The 16174-nt window shown below is 60.6% G+C and carries 15 protein-coding genes; 8 read left to right on the top strand and 7 right to left on the bottom strand.

Translation table 11 applies throughout. The features are described 5' to 3' along the window. Positions 1-25 precede the first annotated feature (25 nt). Positions 26-1873 carry an alpha/beta-hydrolase family protein gene (locus tag HMPREF2724_RS10830; RefSeq protein WP_083306133.1) on the bottom strand — a complete coding sequence of 616 codons (1848 nt, stop codon included), beginning with the start codon at positions 1871-1873 and terminating at the stop codon, positions 26-28. 130 nt (positions 1874-2003) lie between these two features. Here HMPREF2724_RS10830 and HMPREF2724_RS10825 point away from each other — a divergent pair, with 130 nt between their 5' ends. The 3 genes from HMPREF2724_RS10825 to HMPREF2724_RS10815 are packed head-to-tail and all read left to right on the top strand — an operon-like array spanning position 2004 to position 4591. Beyond that, positions 2004-2951, top strand: a complete 948-nt coding sequence (locus tag HMPREF2724_RS10825; RefSeq protein WP_061925105.1) for an L-lactate dehydrogenase — start codon at positions 2004-2006, stop codon at positions 2949-2951. After that, a complete protein-coding gene (locus HMPREF2724_RS10820) occupies positions 2951-3649 on the top strand; it encodes a glycerophosphodiester phosphodiesterase family protein (protein ID WP_070433106.1) in 699 nt (232 codons plus the stop codon). The genes HMPREF2724_RS10825 and HMPREF2724_RS10820 overlap by 1 nt, the downstream gene beginning before the upstream one ends. Positions 3650-3670: 21 nt before the next feature. Then, positions 3671-4591 carry a DUF5926 family protein gene (locus tag HMPREF2724_RS10815; protein WP_062036768.1) on the top strand — a complete coding sequence of 307 codons (921 nt, stop codon included), beginning with the start codon at positions 3671-3673 and terminating at the stop codon, positions 4589-4591. 118 nt (positions 4592-4709) lie between these two features. Here HMPREF2724_RS10815 and HMPREF2724_RS10810 read toward each other — a convergent pair whose 3' ends face one another. The 3 genes from HMPREF2724_RS10810 to HMPREF2724_RS10800 all read right to left on the bottom strand — a co-directional run bounded on the left by HMPREF2724_RS10810 (position 4710) and on the right by HMPREF2724_RS10800 (position 8051). Continuing rightward, positions 4710-6053, bottom strand: coding sequence for an LCP family protein (locus HMPREF2724_RS10810; RefSeq protein WP_070433107.1), 1344 nt, complete (start codon positions 6051-6053; stop codon positions 4710-4712). A gap of 103 nt (positions 6054-6156) precedes the next feature. Next, positions 6157-6906, bottom strand: coding sequence for a CPBP family intramembrane glutamic endopeptidase (locus HMPREF2724_RS10805; protein WP_179294350.1), 750 nt, complete (start codon positions 6904-6906; stop codon positions 6157-6159). Continuing rightward, positions 6903-8051: an amidase gene (locus HMPREF2724_RS10800; RefSeq protein WP_070588559.1), complete on the bottom strand. Its 1149-nt coding sequence runs from the start codon at positions 8049-8051 to the stop codon at positions 6903-6905. The genes HMPREF2724_RS10805 and HMPREF2724_RS10800 overlap by 4 nt, the downstream gene beginning before the upstream one ends. A gap of 33 nt (positions 8052-8084) precedes the next feature. Here HMPREF2724_RS10800 and pheA point away from each other — a divergent pair, with 33 nt between their 5' ends. After that, positions 8085-9002, top strand: coding sequence for a prephenate dehydratase (gene pheA, locus HMPREF2724_RS10795; RefSeq protein ID WP_070588558.1), 918 nt, complete (start codon positions 8085-8087; stop codon positions 9000-9002). Positions 9003-9013: 11 nt separating this feature from the next. Beyond that, positions 9014-9673 (top strand): histidine phosphatase family protein, encoded by a 660-nt coding sequence (locus tag HMPREF2724_RS10790; protein ID WP_070588557.1) that lies wholly within the window; start codon positions 9014-9016, stop codon positions 9671-9673. Between the two features lie 9 nt (positions 9674-9682). Here the strand turns inward: HMPREF2724_RS10790 and HMPREF2724_RS10785 are convergent, their stop codons facing one another. The 3 genes from HMPREF2724_RS10785 to HMPREF2724_RS10775 are packed head-to-tail and all read right to left on the bottom strand — an operon-like array spanning position 9683 to position 11937. Beyond that, complete coding sequence (locus HMPREF2724_RS10785) at positions 9683-10030, bottom strand: metallopeptidase family protein (RefSeq protein WP_096337089.1); 348 nt, start codon at positions 10028-10030, stop codon at positions 9683-9685. 45 nt (positions 10031-10075) lie between these two features. Beyond that, a complete protein-coding gene (locus HMPREF2724_RS10780; protein ID WP_070588556.1) occupies positions 10076-11158 on the bottom strand; it encodes a septum formation family protein in 1083 nt (360 codons plus the stop codon). Positions 11159-11202: 44 nt separating this feature from the next. Continuing rightward, positions 11203-11937, bottom strand: coding sequence for a GntR family transcriptional regulator (locus HMPREF2724_RS10775; RefSeq protein WP_070588555.1), 735 nt, complete (start codon positions 11935-11937; stop codon positions 11203-11205). Positions 11938-12002: 65 nt separating this feature from the next. Between HMPREF2724_RS10775 and serS the strand changes: the two genes are divergently transcribed. From serS to HMPREF2724_RS10760, 3 genes are all read left to right on the top strand, one after another. Next, positions 12003-13259 (top strand): serine--tRNA ligase, encoded by a 1257-nt coding sequence (gene serS / locus HMPREF2724_RS10770; protein ID WP_061925081.1) that lies wholly within the window; start codon positions 12003-12005, stop codon positions 13257-13259. A gap of 143 nt (positions 13260-13402) precedes the next feature. Next, positions 13403-15223 carry a lysophospholipid acyltransferase family protein gene (locus tag HMPREF2724_RS10765; RefSeq protein ID WP_070588554.1) on the top strand — a complete coding sequence of 607 codons (1821 nt, stop codon included), beginning with the start codon at positions 13403-13405 and terminating at the stop codon, positions 15221-15223. A 353-nt stretch (positions 15224-15576) separates the two neighbouring features. Next, positions 15577-16174 (top strand): FAD-dependent oxidoreductase (locus HMPREF2724_RS10760; RefSeq protein ID WP_141748383.1); only part of this gene is annotated, 598 nt, incomplete at its 3' end.

Raw genomic sequence — 16174 nt, 5'->3', positions numbered from 1 at the left:
GTTGCTACGCACTAGGGCGAGAGCGCTATAGACGCTTTTTTACCTGGTGCCGGAAATCGGAAGGCTTATTTAGCTGGTCGCGCTCGACGAAGGCGCGCATGCGCTCTGCCAGTTCTGACGTTAGCTGCGTACGCGCCTGTGAGCCGAGCACGCTATCCCAGTACCAGAAGGTTTCCTCGAAATAGTTATGCCCGTGTCCGCCAGGGACGTTGAGCGAATTGAGTTGGTCGAGAGCTACTTGCCAGAAGGTGATGAAAGGCACCCATGGCAGGCGCCTGAAGGTATCTGCGTACAGCGTCCTTGGGGCGGGTTCCTGGATCCAGTCTGGACGTATAAAGATGAGGCGGCGATCCCACCAGACGATGGCGTCGGATGCATGCTGGGCAAAGACCACGCGCGGGCGCTGCCAGCGCTGGTATTCGTTGCCAAAGGCGTCGTGCTCCATGTGTTCTGGGGTGGAAGCGAACCTGACGTGTTGCCCGGCGTCGATAAGCGGTAGCCGCTCCAATGAACCGCGGTCGCGGGCGCGGGCCAAACGGCGGGTAAAAGCCGTCATCCGCGGCGGGCCGGTAAAGACCGCGCCATCGCAAGCCGCCAGCAATTCCTCCAAGTCCCGATAGTTTTCAACGATGCCGTAGCAGCCCAAAGATTCCCCGGCGAAGTAAAGCTTCGGCCGGTTATCCTCCGGCATATCGTTGATGCGTGATTGCACCGCGGCGATGAGTTCGCGCGCAGCATTGATTGGTGCTTTGCGGTCCACGACGTAGCAAAAGACCGAAGGAAGATAGGAAAACTGCAGCGTCACGGTGGCGCAGTTGCCATGGGTTAAAAACTCATAGGCGGATACCGAATAGTTGTTGATCCAACCGGAACCTGCTGGCATCTCAATCACAATGGTGTCGCGGCGGAAGGCACCGGTGCGTTCCAGCTCGGCGAGCGCCTGTTGAGCGGCAGCGATGGGGCCGCGGCCTTGGACCAATCCAATGAAAATGCGGATCGGTTCGTGCGCATCAGAGCAGAGCATGACGTCCTTGATGTCGTGCGCGCGGGGGCCGCGATCCAAAAAGGCGCGGCCTTGTGAGCCCACGGCAGTCCATGGCTCCAGGGACCACGGGCTGCCGGAGCGCTCAGGCTCCCACGGCATCACAGAGCCGGGATAGACCAGCTTATTAAGCTGCAGCGCCTGCATCGAGGCGTCGTGAATGAAGCGCCGCCACAGCATGCGGTCACTAAATAAAGCCATGAGATAACCCACGGTTGATCCGGCCAATGGCCACGCCAGCCAGCGTGGCAGCCAACGTTGGGCCTGGCGGGAGAGCTGGGTGACGGTGAGCTGGGCGGCCTCGCCGATGACGAGCAGGCTGCCATAACCTAGGGTTCCGATGGCGATGCCGAGTGCCGCTGACTGGGGGCCGCGCTCGTTGTACTTGTTGACCAGCTTGGCCTGCTCGCTCTGATTGCGCAGCGAGCGCACGCCCATCAAAAGCGTGATTACGCCCAGGGCGAGGTGGGTGCGGCTACGGGTGGCGGGCCCAACCCTGTCTTGTGGGCGCTTACCGATGTAGCGCAGGCCGCGTTTAGTGATAAACGCAGCGGTGGTTGCCGTGAAATGTCCGGCTGCCTGACCGATGGCGACGTTGGCTGCGGTGACCCACCAAGGACGTGGCAAAAGCGACGGGGAGACTGCGGCCCAGGTAGCAATTTCCGCCACAAAGATGCCGGGCGCCATATTTTGTGGCAAACGTCTCCTGCCCGTCATGCGTACTCCAGGGGTAAGATCGCTGAGCACTTCCAGACCGAAAACCGCAGCTGAAAGGGTATGTATGGCTGCGGTGCGGGCGAATTTGCGGGCGATATCACGCATGCGAACCATTCAACCAGCATCCTCACCCTCGTGCAGGGGATGTTTGATCGGGCATAAATGATGTGAAATCGGACAGTCCCTTGTGTGAGATCGGGTGTACAACAGGCGAAGTTGGGGGACTCGGGGCACAATAGGGCTCATGGGAAATCATGTAGGAAACAAAGTCGTGCTCATCGGCGCAGGTGATGTTGGAGTTGCCTACGCATTCGCACTCGTTAACCAAGGAACCGTCGACCACCTGGCCATCATCGACATCGACGAGAAGAAGCTCGCCGGCAACGTGATGGACTTGAACCACGGCGTGGTCTGGGCGCCTTCGCGCACCCGCGTCACCAAGGGCACCTACGCGGATTGCGCTGATGCCGCAATGGTGGTCATTTGCGCCGGCGCCGCGCAGAAGCCGGGTGAGACCCGCCTGCAGCTGGTGGATAAAAACGTCAACATCATGAACTCGATCGTTTCCGACGTCATGGCTAACGGCTTCGATGGCATCTTCCTGGTTGCTTCCAATCCAGTGGACCTTTTGACCTACGCAGTGTGGAAGGCTTCCGGTCTGCCGCATGAGCGCGTCATCGGCTCCGGCACCATCCTGGACTCCGCGCGTTATCGCTACATGCTCTCGGAGATGGATGACATCGCTCCGACCTCCGTCCACGCCTACATCATCGGCGAGCACGGCGACTCTGAGCTCCCGGTTGTCTCTTCGGCCAATATCGGCGGTGTGTCCTTGTCCCACCGCTCCGAGGAGGATCCAGGCTACAACGAGCGCATCGAGAAGATCTTCGAAGATACTCGCGACGCTGCCTACACGATCATCGATGCCAAGGGTTCCACCTCTTACGGCATTGGCATGGGCCTGGCACGCATCACTCGTGCAGTCATCCAGAACCAGGCAGTTGTGCTTCCGGTTTCTGCGTACCTGCAGGGCCAGTACGGCGTTGAGGATGCCTACATCGGCACCCCGGCAGTGATCGATCGCTCCGGTATCAACAAGGTCGTTGAGCTGGCGCTCGACGAGCACGAAAAGGAGCGCTTCCGCGCTTCCTATGAAACGCTCAACAAGATCAAGACTGAGATCTTTGGATAGTGAAAATCGTCGCGCACAGGGGATACTCCGGTAAATATCCGGAATTGTCCCCTCTTGCATTTGCTAAGGCGCTGGAGCTGCCGATTCACGGCCTCGAGTGCGATATCCGCCTGTCCCGGGACGGCAAGGTGGTGGTCAACCATGACGCCACCCTTGACCGCACCGCGGGCCGCCCAGGCCGCATCGCGCAGATGGATTGGGAGGAGTTGCACCAGGTCGATATCGGCGGCGGCCAGCACATGTTGCTGCTCGATGAACTGCTGGAGATGCTGGGCGATAACCCGCATCACCTTTACATCGAAACCAAGCATCCCTCCGGCCAGGGCGATGTCCTTGAAGAACAGCTGGTGCTGCGCTTGCGCTACGCCGGGCTTCTCGACGACCCCCGCATCCACATGATTTCCTTTTCCCACAAAGCAGTCCGGCGCATGCAGTCTCTTGCCCCGCAGGTCGATCGCTTCTATCTACGTCGCGACTGGGAGCGGCACTTCCCGGATGTTTTGCTTTCCCGCCCAACGGGCCTGGGCATGTCGTTGTTGCGTGCCAAATTGCGCCCCGATGACATCGGGGCCCTTGGGCTTCCCACCTATCTGTGGACGGTGGATAAACCGGATGACATGAAGTGGGCGTGGTCCAACGGGATAGACATTTTGGCCACGAATCAACCAGAAGTGGCCCTACACGCCATAGAGCTCTAGCCAGCAGGTAGATTGGTGAACATGGCCAAGAAGAAAAAGAACAAGGAACAGCTGCCTGAGGGAATGTCTCGCCGTCAGGCCAAGCTAGCTGCTCGCGCCGCAGAGCGCGCGGCCCTAGAAAAGGACGCCCGTCCGTTTGGCGGCTTGAGCGCTGAGGCTTCCCTCGTTGCGATGCAGGAATTCGTTCCTTCCGCGACTGCAAAGCTTTCCCTCAAGGGCTTTGACAAGGACGTTTATGTCGCCACCGTTCTGCCGGGCGCTTCTGCCGCACTCATCCGTGACGATGAGTTCGGCGGCGACGCATTCGTGGGCTTGCAGGTACAGTCCCACACCCACAACCCGGGCCGCGACCTCGCATTCGCCCTGAACTGGGTAAAGAATAATGAGCCGGGCTCTACCCTTGAGTCCACCGCGGCAGACGGCTCCGAGCCGGCTCTTAGCGAGCTGCTTGAGGAATCTGCAGACTTGGATATCAACGTCTACCAGGACTTCTCCTGGTGGATGCCAGAGGGCGCTCAGATCACCCCGCAGGTGGCGCAGTCCATGCAGATGGCAAACGACTCCGTCATCGAGTCCCACCAGGTAGGCAACGACATCGAGGGCATCGCCTTCTGGGCAAACGCCGGCGGCGGCAAGGCGCACATCCGTTGGGTACGCCCGAACGATGATGAGAACGCCTTCTTGAACGCCCTGGCCCGCGTTGCAGCACGCGGCGAGCTGAACCTTGGTGAAAACACCAAGTTCGCCGGCGTTTTCCGCACCCACGGCCTCATCGCGCCGGTCTTTGACCTGCAGCCAGAGGTAGCATTCGACTCCTACGAGGCAGAGCTTGCCCGCGTAGACAAGGCACTCGCCGCAGAGATCGACAACGACGAGAACCTGAACTCCGACGAGCGCAAGCAGCTCGAGAACATCAAGTCCCGCCAGGTCACCCTGCGCTAGAAAGTAGCTGTTTAGTACTTCCCGCGCGGACGATGCGCCTACAAAAGACACAAAGAAGGGGAGGCACCTCCGATGAGGTGCCTCCCCTTTCATGATCGCTGCTTTACCGGGAGCGGTCTTACTTCAGCGAATCCCATAGCTGCTGGGTTGCTTCTTCATCCCAGAGCACCACGTTGCCCACCGTGGTGTCCTCGAAGCCGCCGATTGGCACGGTCTCGGTCTCCACGCCGCTGGCCATGGCCAGCGCCACGCGGGCCAGGTGCCAGACGTGGTCTTTTTCGCCCACGATGAAGGAGCTGGCGGTGTGGTTGACCAGGGAGATGGTCCTAAACGGATTGATCAGCGTGCCCGGCGAGGTGATCTTATCCAGCAGCGCTGCGAAGAACTCGCGCTGGCGCTGGACACGGTCAAGGTCGCCCATCGCGGTAGCGCGCGTACGCACATAGCCCAGCGCCTCCGGTCCGCGCAGCTCCTGGCAGCCCGGCTGCAGGTTGATGCCGGCGAGCGGATCATCAATCGCTTCCTTGACGCAGATATCTACGCCGCCAACAGAATCGACCACGTTGGCCAGGCCGCCCATGCCGATTTCGGCATAGTGGTCGATGTGCAGGCCAGTGGATTGCTCCACGGTTTCCGTCAGCAGCTGCGGGCCACCATAGGTAAAGGCAGCATTGATCTTGTCCATGCCGAAGCCGGGTACCTCGACGTAGCTATCGCGGGGAATGGAGACCAGCTTGGCCTTGCCGGAGGTCGGAATATGAAGGACCATGATGGTATCGGTACGGCCAACGCCCACGTCACCGCCGGTGCCGAGCTCTGCCTGCTGTTCCTCCGTCAGTCCCTGGCGGGAATCGGAGCCCACCAACAGCCAGTTGGTGCCCGCCGTATTGGAGACCTGCTGTTCCGGCATCGCCTCGATGCGGGTCAGGCGCGAATCCGTCCACAAGGTAAAGACCAAAGTCAGCACGAGCATGATCGCCACGAACCAGCCCAGGCAGCCCAAAGACTTCTTAATCGGGTTTACCTTCTTGCGGCGGCGATGCGGACGCTGCGGCTTTACGCCCCTTGTGCCTTCAGGTGAGCGATAGCTGCGCGGTACATCCGGCGTTGCGCGCCGAGGCGCGCGCTGTGGCATAGGCTGTTGCTCGAGCCGGGGCGGCGTGCGCCGTGGCGCGCCCTGATTGCGCTCCATGTATGCGCCCACATCAAAACGGGTTTCTTCCGGGCGGGGAGAGGTTGGGCGGGAGCTAGGGTTACTCGCTGCAGATCCTGCCCGCGGTGGGCGCGGCGCTGCTTGGCGACGCCGCACTGGGCGCCCAAATCGGTCCCTTATAGGTTTGCCGTCAGCACCGAGCACGTAGTCTGCGGCCGAGCCTGCGCCGGAATCTGCTCCGGAGGCGGGCACAGGGCTATCACCTGCGCGGCGTGCCTCGCGATGCGGGTCTCGTCCAGATTCAGTCATGCGCTCAACTCTACATCGAATTCACTCCTGTCCCATATGTGTACATGCGTTTGTCCACATGCGTGTGTCCCGAACTGGGCCGTGAATAAACAGAATACGCAATCTAGAAAAGCAGGGCATATCCCACGAAAGCCACGGCGTCGATGAGAAAGTGCGCGATGATAAGCGGCCAGACCTTGCCGGTCTTGGCATAGAAGTATCCGTAGACCAGCCCCATCACGATGTTGCCGAAACCTGCCGATACACCCTGGTAGAGATGATAAGAACCGCGCAGGATTGATGACGCCGCGAGGGTGGCCGGCAGCGCCCAGCCTGATTGGCGCAGGCGGGTCATAAACCAGTAGACCACCACGACTTCCTCGGCAAAGGCGTTCGCGGCTGACTTCAAAAGCAGCACTGGCATTTCCACCCAGGCATTATCGAAGGAGGTTGGGACGACTTCCTTGGTCCAACCAAAGTGCAGCGCAGAGTAGTACAGTGCGAGCCCCGGCAACCCGATGAGCGCGGCCAGGCCTGCGCCCTGCAGCCAATCCCTTACACGCGGGAAACGCTCAAGCATCGCCGCGGGTTTGTTTCGGACCGAAAGCAAATAGAGCGCCAGCGCGCCCCAGGAAAACAGCACGGCGGCGGAGCAGAGCTGCAGGCCCAGGTCCAGCCACGGGGAGACAGATTGGCTCGAGTTGATGGTCACCGATTGCTCGTTTAGCGGTGCTGGATTGAGCAGGTCATCGATGAGCCGCAGCACCGAGCGCACGCCCGAAATACCAAAACTCAAGGCCAAGACGATGAGGATTTCCGTCAGCGTTGCTCGCATCGCCTGGGGTCGAGCATCCTTGTGTAGATTGCGCGTCATGGGTGCAGCACTTTCGCGAGGCCGAGCAGCTCGGCGTCGTCAAGCGTTATGCCTCCCAAATGTACGCCCACCGGCGGATGGTCTGGCACCTTCCAGGGAATCGAAACCGCGGGCAGCATCGCGACGTTGAACAGCGAGCCCCACGGCGACCACCGCGTTTGTTCGTCGAAATTCTCCTGGTGCGGGAGGGCGGTGAACGCGCCGCGCCTGGGCGGATCATAGGTCAGCATTGGCGTGAGAATGGCGTCTACCTGCCAGTACTCCGCCAACAACGCCGGCAGCTGCGCCGCGTGCTCGCGCGCCGCCGCGTGCTCGGCGTTGCTTACCTGCATCCCCAGTTGGCGGATCCACTCGGCGTAGCCGGTGGTCTCCGGGAGCTTGGCCAGCTTGCGCATGAATAGGCGCTGGAAAGCCTGGAAAGTCTCGCCTGCCTGCGGATAGGGCGAAATCGCCACCGTTTCAAAACCCTGGCCCTCCAGTACCTGCGCTGCTTCTTTGACCGCCTGCAGCATGTGCGGGGCAACGGCCGTGGAAGCAAAGAGCGGATCGACCAGCACGCCTACCCGTGCGCGTGGCGTCCGTGGGCGCAGTTCGTGGAGAAAAGCGGCGTCGTCAAGAGTGCGCGCAATAAAGCCCTGCACCGCCAGCTCCTCGCCGGAGGGCTTGAAGCCCACCACGCCACAAGCCGCAGCAGGCACCCGGATGGAACCGCCGCCGTCCGAAGCATGAGCCGCACGCAGTAACCCTCGGGCCACCTGCACCGCCGCACCGCCCGAGGAACCACCCGGCGTCTTTCCTGGATAGAGCGGGTTATCCGGATGCGGCAGGCCCACCGGTTCCGTATCTACCCGCAGGCCCAACTCCGGTGCCGCGGACTTACCCACGATGCGCGCTCCCTGCTGCTCCAAGCGCTCGATGAAAGGATCGCTGAACTCTGGGAGATAGGTGCGCTGCACATGCCCCATGGTGGTAGGCATGCCCGCTACATCGTTGAGATCCTTGGCGGAGAGTATCCACCCGCTTAACCGGCCTTCCGCCTGCGGTGCGCGCTCCAAGTCGAGGTGGGTAAATCCATGCTCTTCGGCGCTTAAATGCGCAAGCGATTCGCGGAGAGCCGCCAAGCTGAAATCCGGGGAAAACTCCATGGCGCCACAGTCTAGTGGGCTAGGGTTGCCAGCATGAGCACCGCAACAAAAATTGCCTTCCTTGGTCCCGCCGGTACCTTCACCGAGGCTGCTCTGCAGCAGATGGCCAGCGAATTCGCCGCCGTGGAGCGGGGGGGGGTGGACTCGCCCGCGGCAGCTGTGAACGCGGTGCGCGCAGGTAAAGCGGACTATGCCTGCGTTGCCCTGGAAAATTCGGTCGACGGTGCGGTGACCGCCACGTCCGACGCCCTAGTCGATGGCGACGCAGTGCAGATCTATCGCGAAGTCGACCTGTCTGTTGCGTTTAGCATCATGGTCCGGCCCGGCACTAAGCCCAATGACGTGCGTACCTTTTCCACCCATCCGGTGGCCTTGCAGCAGGTCCGTGGCTGGTTGGCAGAGAATCTTCCCGCTGCCACGTTTGTTGCCGCCAGCTCCAATGGTGCCGCAGCCCAGGCGGTAGCTGCGGGGGAAGTCGATGCGGCAGCAGCGCCGACCCGCGCCGCGGAACTCTTTGAGCTGGACACGCTTGCCGATGCCGTGGCCGACGTCCAGGGCGCCACCACCCGCTTCGTCCTCGCGGGGCTGCCCGGAAAACCAACGACCCGCACCGGTCGTGACAAGACCGCAGTGGTCTTTACCCTTCCCAACGAACCCGGTTCGTTGGTCGGCGCACTGGAGGAAGTCGCCCACCGCGGCGTGGATCTTTCCCGCATCGAATCGCGACCTACCCGCACCGGACTCGGCACGTATAGGTTCCACGTGGAACTAGTAGGCCACATCGATGACGAACCCGTGGCCGCAGCGCTGCGCGCATTGTGGTTGCGCGCGGAAGAACTCGTCTTCTTGGGTTCGTGGCCCTCCTATTCGGATAAGGGCACGCAGCCGCGTGATCTATCGCGCTTGAAAGCGGCAGATGAATGGGTAGCGCGGGCACGGAAGGGCCAATAGTGTAGGAAACTATGAGCGGAAGAATCTTTCTCGTGCGCCATGGCCAGACCTACTCCAACGTCGAGCACCTGCTTGATACACGCCCGCCGGGAGCCGAGCTTACCGAGCGTGGCCGTGGTCAGGCCACGGACGTGGGCCAAGAGCTTGCGGAGCTAACCGCAGGCCGCAAGGTGCGCTTTTATTGCTCTATTGCGTTGCGCGCCCAGCAAACCGCGATGCTGGCGGCGGAGTCTTTTGCCAAGGCCACCGGCCAAATCCGTGTGCCTGTGGAGGTGAAGACGGGCATCCACGAAGTTTTCGCCGGCGACTTCGAGATGGACGGCAGCGAGGACGCCCACCGCTCCTACATGGTGGCGCTGCGCGGCTGGCTCGACGGCGACGAGAACGCCTGCATGGAAGGCGGCGAGACCTACCGCAACGTTTTGGAGCGCTATCAGCTGGTGATTGAAGAAATTGCCGCTAACTTAGGCGAGGACGCGGTCGTTGTCAGCCATGGCGCTGCCATTCGTGTGGTCAGCCGTCACGCCACCGGAGTCGACGCGGACTTCGCCTACACCGGGTACATGGCAAACGGACGTTTTACGGTGATGGAACCCAACGGCCAGCCCTTTGGCAAGTGGACACTGAAGCGCTGGGCAGATACCGATATGGAAGAATCCAGCAGCATCTAGCCGAGGGCGCTAACCCCAGCCCAGATGGTGTAGCTCGTGTTCTTCTAGCCCGAAGTAGTGGCCTAGCTCGTGGAAGACAGTCACCTCGACTTGGTGCGCCAGCTCTTCTTCCGTGTTGCACCATTCCTGCAGCGCACCGCGGTAGATGAAGATGGTGTCGGGGAGAAAGCCCGTGTGGTCGAAAGTGCGATCCGGAAGGGCCACGCCCACGTAGAGGCCCAACAGGTGGGGATTTTCTGCGTTGAAATCCTCCACCAAGATGGCCAGGTTGCGCATCCGCTGGACGAACTCGTCCGGGAGTTTATCGAGCGCATCGTTGACCATCTCATCGAAGCGCTCTTCGCTTACTAAATACACCTGCTGCTCGCTATCGCTTTTTGTATTGCCGATTTGCTCGGTTTATTACTGCGCGGCAGGTGCCGGAGCGTTAGCCGCCGAGTTATTGTCTGCTGGGGCGCCTTGTGCGTTAGGCGCTGTGGTGGGCGCTGCGGAAGGCTTGCGCACCGGATTGCGCTCTGGCTGGACTGCTGGTGGCGCGCCGTCGATAGTCAGAGCGTCACGGCCGCCGGTGGCTGAGCCGGTGATTGCGGAGAAGTGGCCATCGTTTGGGTGCATCAAAGAGCAGTTCACGGAGCGGCTGCCACCGTTCCATGCGGCCTCGCTGACCGAGCCCCAGAAGGGCTGCAAGGTGGACTGATAAAGGTTTTCTTCCTCGCCCAGGTACTCGATGGCGGCGGCCGTACAAGTTTCGTTGAGGTAGGAATCCAGTTCCTCACCGTTGGGGTAGCCACCGGTGAAGTGTTCGCCTAGGTTCACGATGGATACGGTCTCCAGCTGGTGCGGCTGCGCACAGTCCACGGTGCGCACGACCTGCTTGTCATCGATGCTGCGGCATTCGCCAGGCTTGGCGACGACCGCCTGATCTACCGCTTCCACGTTGCCGGTATTTAGCTGTGGAACGCCTGCCTCATCGGTGGTCTGTAGGCCACAGAGTAGGGTGCGATCTCCTTGCTGCCATGCTGCCTGTGGCGGCAGGACAGATGCAATGTCGTACTTGCCGTTTGGATCCCATTTGCCGTGCAGGTAGCCCAGGGTGCTGGACTCGCACAGCTCATCGCGCAGGGCATTCTGGCGCGTGACGTCGGGACGTTCGGCGTCGGGGCCGAACTCGCTGGTGGGGTAGGTGCTGAGATCCTCGCGGGCGGCAACCTCGAAGCGGTGTGGTTTGTCGCAGGAAATTTCTGCGAAGTTAGAGATTTCTCCCTTGCCGTCGATGTCCCAGGATAAGCAGGTGCCGGACTCGGCCGAGGTAAATGCAACTACCTCCGGCTCGGCGGAGGGCTGCTCTGCTTTATTGGGAGCGGACTGGTTGCCAGTATTCGGGCTAAGCAGCCCGTATGCACCGAGAAACGCGGCGGCTGCGAGGGTGGCCACCAAGAATAAGCGGACGGCAAACGATGAGCGCCAAGGAGAATTCTTACTCATAAGGCCTCCCATAGTACCCGCCTGCCTGGGATTCTTCTTATCTCTTAGGTGTCGAGAGCGCGGCTTACCCGCGTGGTAAGCCGGTAGCGGTCGGTGCGATAGACCGAAGAACACCACTCAACTGGGCGATCGCCCGAGCGGGACTTGCGGATGATGTGCAGCAGTGGGGTGCCGGGCTCGACGTCGAGAAGCTGGGCTATCTCCGCATCCGCCGCAATCGCCGTGACCGTCTGGTCCGCCTCTGTGATCGGTAGATCGAAGTTGGAGTCCAGGATGGCGTAGACCGAGTTGTAGATGTCATTTTCCAGAAGGTTGGGAACAAAGGCAGAGTTATACCAACCGTCATCGATGGAATAGGGCTCCCCATCGCCCAAGCGGAGGCGGCGTAGGTGGGTATGCGTCACGGAAGGATCGGTGCCGAAGAACTCGGACACCTCATCCGGGGCTGACGCGCGGCCGCCCAAGAGGATTTTGCTGGAGGCCTGGACACGTTGGGCGCCCATTTCATCGGAGAATGAGGCCAAATGCAGACGAGATACTAGGGGATTAGGGGCGACGAAAGTGCCTTTGCCGCGCACGCGCCGCAGGCGTCCGGCGGCAACCAAATCACCGATAGCGCGGCGCACCGTGATGCGAGAGACGCCATAAGTCTCTTCCAGAATGCGCTCACCTGGAAGGATGTCCCCTGGTTTCAAAGTGGTGTTGCACAACTCGGTGAGGATGTCACGCAGCTGGGCATGCTTTGGGACGGGTCCATCGGTGATGATTTGTGCGGTCATAAACACATAATAATTCGCTGGTTATTACCACTGCAAGGGCAGCTTGGTGCGCTAAACTTTTAAGCGTGATTGATCTAAAGTTCCTCCGCGAAAACCCAGACGTTGTCCGTGCCTCCCAGGTAACCCGTGGTGAGGATCCAGCTCTTGTTGACGAGCTTCTGGCCGCCGACGAAGCCCGCCGTTCTGCCATCCTGGCAGCCGACGAGCTACGTTCCGAGCAGAAGGCCTTCGGCAAGAAGATTGGCCAGGCATCCCCAGAAGAGCGCCCAGCCCTGCTGGAGGGTTCTAATGAGCTGAAGGAAAAGGTCAAGAAGGCCGAGGCGGAACTGGCTGCTGCTGAAGAAAAGGTAAACGAGCTGCAGTTCCAGCTCTCCAACGTGGTGGAGGGCGCGCCGGCTGGCGGCGAGGATGACTTCATCGTCCTCGAAGAGGTTGGCACGATCCCAGAGTTCGACTTCGAGCCGAAGGATCACTTGGAACTCGGCGAGTCCCTTGGGCTTATCGACGTAAAGCGTGGCGCCAAGGTGGGCGGCGCCCGCTTCTACTACCTGACCGGTGACGGTGCCTTCCTGCAGCTGGGCATGCTCATGCTCGCGGCACAGAAGGCGCGCGAGGCTGGCTTCCAGCTGATGATCCCGCCAGTTCTGGTTCGCCCAGACATCATGGCCGGCACCGGCTTCTTGGGCCAGCACTCCGATGAGATCTACTACCTGCCGGCAGATGATCTCTACCTCGTCGGTACCTCCGAGGTTGCGCTCGCGGGCTACCACAAGGATGAAATCCTGGATCTCAGCGACGGCCCAATCAAGTACACCGGTTGGTCCTCCTGCTTCCGCCGCGAGGCTGGCTCCCACGGCAAGGACACCCGCGGTATCCTGCGTGTTCACCAGTTCGACAAGCTGGAAATGTTCGTCTTCTGCAAGCCGGAAGAAGCAGAGCAGATGCACCAGATGCTACTGCAGATGGAAAAGGACATGCTCGCTGCGATGGAGCTGCCTTATCGCACCATCGACATCGCTGGTGGCGACCTTGGCTCGTCTGCGGCCCGCAAGTTCGACAACGAGGCATGGGTTCCAACCCAGGGCTGCTACCGCGAGCTGACCTCCACCTCGAACTGCACCACCTTCCAAGCGCGTCGTCTGCAGACCCGCTACCGCGACGAAAACGGCAAGACCCAGTACGCCGCAACCCTCAACGGCACCCTGGCCACTACCCGCTGGCTCGTTGCCATCTTGGAAAACCACCAGCAGGCCGATGGCTCCGTGGTTGTCCCAGAGGCGCTGCGCCCATTCGTGGGCAAGGACGTTCTGCGTCCGCGCTAAAGCAGATTAGTTAACAGTTATATATACGTCCCCCGGGTTTTCCTGATCCGGGGGACTTGTCGTGCTTAACTAGTAATTGTTTTTGTCCGAGCTACCTTTAGCCTCCACAAAGTCCCGCATATTTTTAACCAGGGGAAAGAACTATGAACGCCGTTAAAGACTTCTTTTATCAACGCATTGTCACCCTGGCACGGGGCGTTACTATTGCGCAGGGGCTTAAGTTTCGCACCTGGGGCGAGGAGAATATCCCGGACAAGGGCGGTGCGGTGCTCGTGGTCAATCACACCGGTTACATGGACTTTGTCTTCGGCGGTTTTCTACCGCATAAGAAGAAGCGCCTGGTGCGCTTTCTGACCAAGGCCAGCGTCTTCAAGACCCCAGTCGTGGGCCCACTGCTGAAGATGATGGGCCACATCCCGGTAGACCGGATCGATGGTGGAGCTTCCATCCGCCAAGGCATCGAGCTGGCCAAGGCCGGCGAGCTGGTCGGCGTGTTCGCCGAGGGTACGATTTCCCGCAGCTTCGAAATCCGCAGCATGCGTGGCGGCGCAGCCCGCATCGCTTATGATGCCGGCGTTCCGATTATCCCGATGGTCACCTTCGGCTCCCAACGGTTGTGGACCAAGGGGCAGAAGAAGAACCTGGGCCGCAGCAATACCCCGCTGCTCATCCGTGCCCTCGAGCCTTTTAAACCGACTGGCGACGTCGAGGCAGACACCGCCGAAATTCGTCGCCGCATGCAGGAAGGCCTCGAGATGCTCTGGAAGGACTACGAGGCGGAGTTTGGTCCAATGCCGAAGGGCGCTTTTTGGGTTCCAGCCCGCATGGGCGGCGGAGCGCCGAGCCTGGAGGAAGCAGAGCGCGAGGATAAGGCGGTCGAGTCGGAGCGCTACCGCGTGCGCCGCCTGCGCGATGACCTGATGGGGCTCAAGACTCGCATCTCCGAAGCCACCTCTGAGCTGGTCAAGGACCGTCTGGCCATTACCGCAAAGCCGGCCAGCGGCGAGGTGGAGGAGATCAAGCGCACCACCCCGGAGACACTCGAGTGGATCAAGGAAAACCTCAACATCGTCATCGAGGAGGCCACTCGTGGCTTGGGTGAGGGCCGCGACAAAGTCACCGAAATCATGGGACAGCTCAAGGTTGATGTGGCTGAGACGCAGGCCAACCTCGCCACCAGTAGCAAGGAAGTCTTCGCGGGCTCCAAAGTGGAGCAGGGCTTGTTGAGCGCTGCGACCCAGTCGCGCCTTATCGTCTCCCGCCTGCCACACCGCATGAAGGCGCACTTCACGCAGATCCCGCGCATCGTTGTGGCAGATGAATCCACCTTGAATTATGAGGATGGTTCCGTGACCAAGCGCCTGCATGATGCATTCGCCGGCGTTTATCCGGAGTCGCAGATGCTGGTGCTGATGTCCCCGCAGGCGGCGGCTTACCCAGACTCCACCTTTGCCAATATCCAGCAGGAACTTTGGAGGATTGAGCATCAGGGCGGCGTCGTCAAGCATGGCTCCGAGGTTATTGCCATGCATCCGCTTTCCGACGCCGCCGTTGCTGCCATCGAAGCACACAGCGACATTGTCGTCGAATGGGCCTACGAAGGTGGGGAAGTGGTCTCTGGTCATATCAAGCGCGAGCTGCGTGAGGTGAAGGACGTCCTGGGTGAAGTATCCGGTGCCCGTTTCGTGGACACCCCAACGGGGCTAATCGTGGTTGCAGATGAGGCATGTCGGTGGGCTGCTACTGAGCAGATTCTTGAGCTAGTGGGGGCGGCCCCGCGTGAGGTGATCGTCTTTGCTGGTGAGGCAGGAGACGAGGTTTTCTTGGACCACACGCAGGTGGTCGCGCTGGAGACCGCACCCATTGAGCTGGTCAAAGAAGCAGGTTCCGTGACCTACTCGGCAGAGCGCGCTGGCGTCTCCGAGGTGCTGGAGGCGATGGCGAAGTTGAATAAGAAGAAGTAGACCTTAATAAAGTTAGGGGAACCGCAAGGAGCGTCTGGATATGACCAGAGGCTCTTTTTATTTGTCCGCCTATACCCCCTTATAGGGGTGACATAAGTTTCTTTCCTTTATAAAAATTAATGAAAAATGCTGGTTACGGTGGAGGAACTTACGAGTGAGTAGCGCAACAGCGCGCTTTCTGTCGTGACCCCTAACATAAGATTCAGGAGAAAAGATCTTCAAGGCCCGAGGCGGGGAATGGACCACTTTGGGCGACCATGAGGCTCCGCCTGTCACCGTAGCGCGCGCCGTGCGAGAGCACGGCGACTGTATTGCGATGGCATAAGGGGCAAGTAAAGGAGATGAGTTTAGTAATGACAAAGCTAAGCAATCAGAGTTTCAACCCGGAATACTTTGAAAAGGCATGGGAGAACTACTCCGATGAGGAATATGACGTCGTCATCATCGGCGGTGGCTCCGTTGGCGCAGGCGCAGCAGTCGACGCCGCTACCCGTGGCCTGAAGACCGCAGTTGTCGAGTCTCGCGACTTCGCAGCAGGTACCTCTTCCCGCTCCTCCAAGATGTTCCACGGTGGCCTGCGCTACCTGGCGATGTTCGACTTCCGCCTGGTCGCCGAGTCTCTCCATGAGCGCGAGCTCAACATGTCCACCCTGGCTCCGCACCTGGTCAAGCCGCTGAAATTCATCTTCCCGCTGACCCACCCAGTCTGGGAGCGCGTGATGATGTTCGGCGGCTTTACTTTGTATGACCTCATGGGCGGCGCAAAGAGCGTTCCGATGCAAAAGCACCTGACCCGCAAGGGCGTGCTGAATGTTGCCCCGGGCCTGAAGGATCACGCAGTGGTTGGTGGCGTGCGCTACTACGACACGCTTGTCGACGACGCTCGCCACACCATGACCGTCCTGCGTACCGCCGCCGAGTTCGGCGCCAGCGTCCGTACCGGCACCGAGG

It is taken from the genome of Corynebacterium sp. HMSC071F07, from assembly GCF_001810285.1.
In the GTDB taxonomy this organism is placed as follows: Bacteria; Actinomycetota; Actinomycetes; order Mycobacteriales; family Mycobacteriaceae; genus Corynebacterium; species Corynebacterium simulans.
The sequence above is the reverse complement of the archived record's forward strand: the minus strand, read 5'-3'. Positions and strand labels throughout refer to the sequence as shown.

Coding starts and splice junctions, on each gene's coding strand:
- HMPREF2724_RS10830 (WP_083306133.1), bottom strand. CDS start 1,873: ATGGTTCGCATGCGTGATATCGCCCGCAAATTCGCCCGCACCGCAGCC.
- HMPREF2724_RS10825 (WP_061925105.1), top strand. CDS start 2,004: ATGGGAAATCATGTAGGAAACAAAGTCGTGCTCATCGGCGCAGGTGAT.
- HMPREF2724_RS10815 (WP_062036768.1), top strand. CDS start 3,671: ATGGCCAAGAAGAAAAAGAACAAGGAACAGCTGCCTGAGGGAATGTCT.
- HMPREF2724_RS10810 (WP_070433107.1), bottom strand. CDS start 6,053: ATGACTGAATCTGGACGAGACCCGCATCGCGAGGCACGCCGCGCAGGT.
- HMPREF2724_RS10805 (WP_179294350.1), bottom strand. CDS start 6,906: ATGACGCGCAATCTACACAAGGATGCTCGACCCCAGGCGATGCGAGCA.
- HMPREF2724_RS10800 (WP_070588559.1), bottom strand. CDS start 8,051: ATGGAGTTTTCCCCGGATTTCAGCTTGGCGGCTCTCCGCGAATCGCTT.
- pheA (WP_070588558.1), top strand. CDS start 8,085: ATGAGCACCGCAACAAAAATTGCCTTCCTTGGTCCCGCCGGTACCTTC.
- HMPREF2724_RS10790 (WP_070588557.1), top strand. CDS start 9,014: ATGAGCGGAAGAATCTTTCTCGTGCGCCATGGCCAGACCTACTCCAAC.
- HMPREF2724_RS10780 (WP_070588556.1), bottom strand. CDS start 11,158: ATGAGTAAGAATTCTCCTTGGCGCTCATCGTTTGCCGTCCGCTTATTC.
- HMPREF2724_RS10775 (WP_070588555.1), bottom strand. CDS start 11,937: ATGACCGCACAAATCATCACCGATGGACCCGTCCCAAAGCATGCCCAG.
- HMPREF2724_RS10765 (WP_070588554.1), top strand. CDS start 13,403: ATGAACGCCGTTAAAGACTTCTTTTATCAACGCATTGTCACCCTGGCA.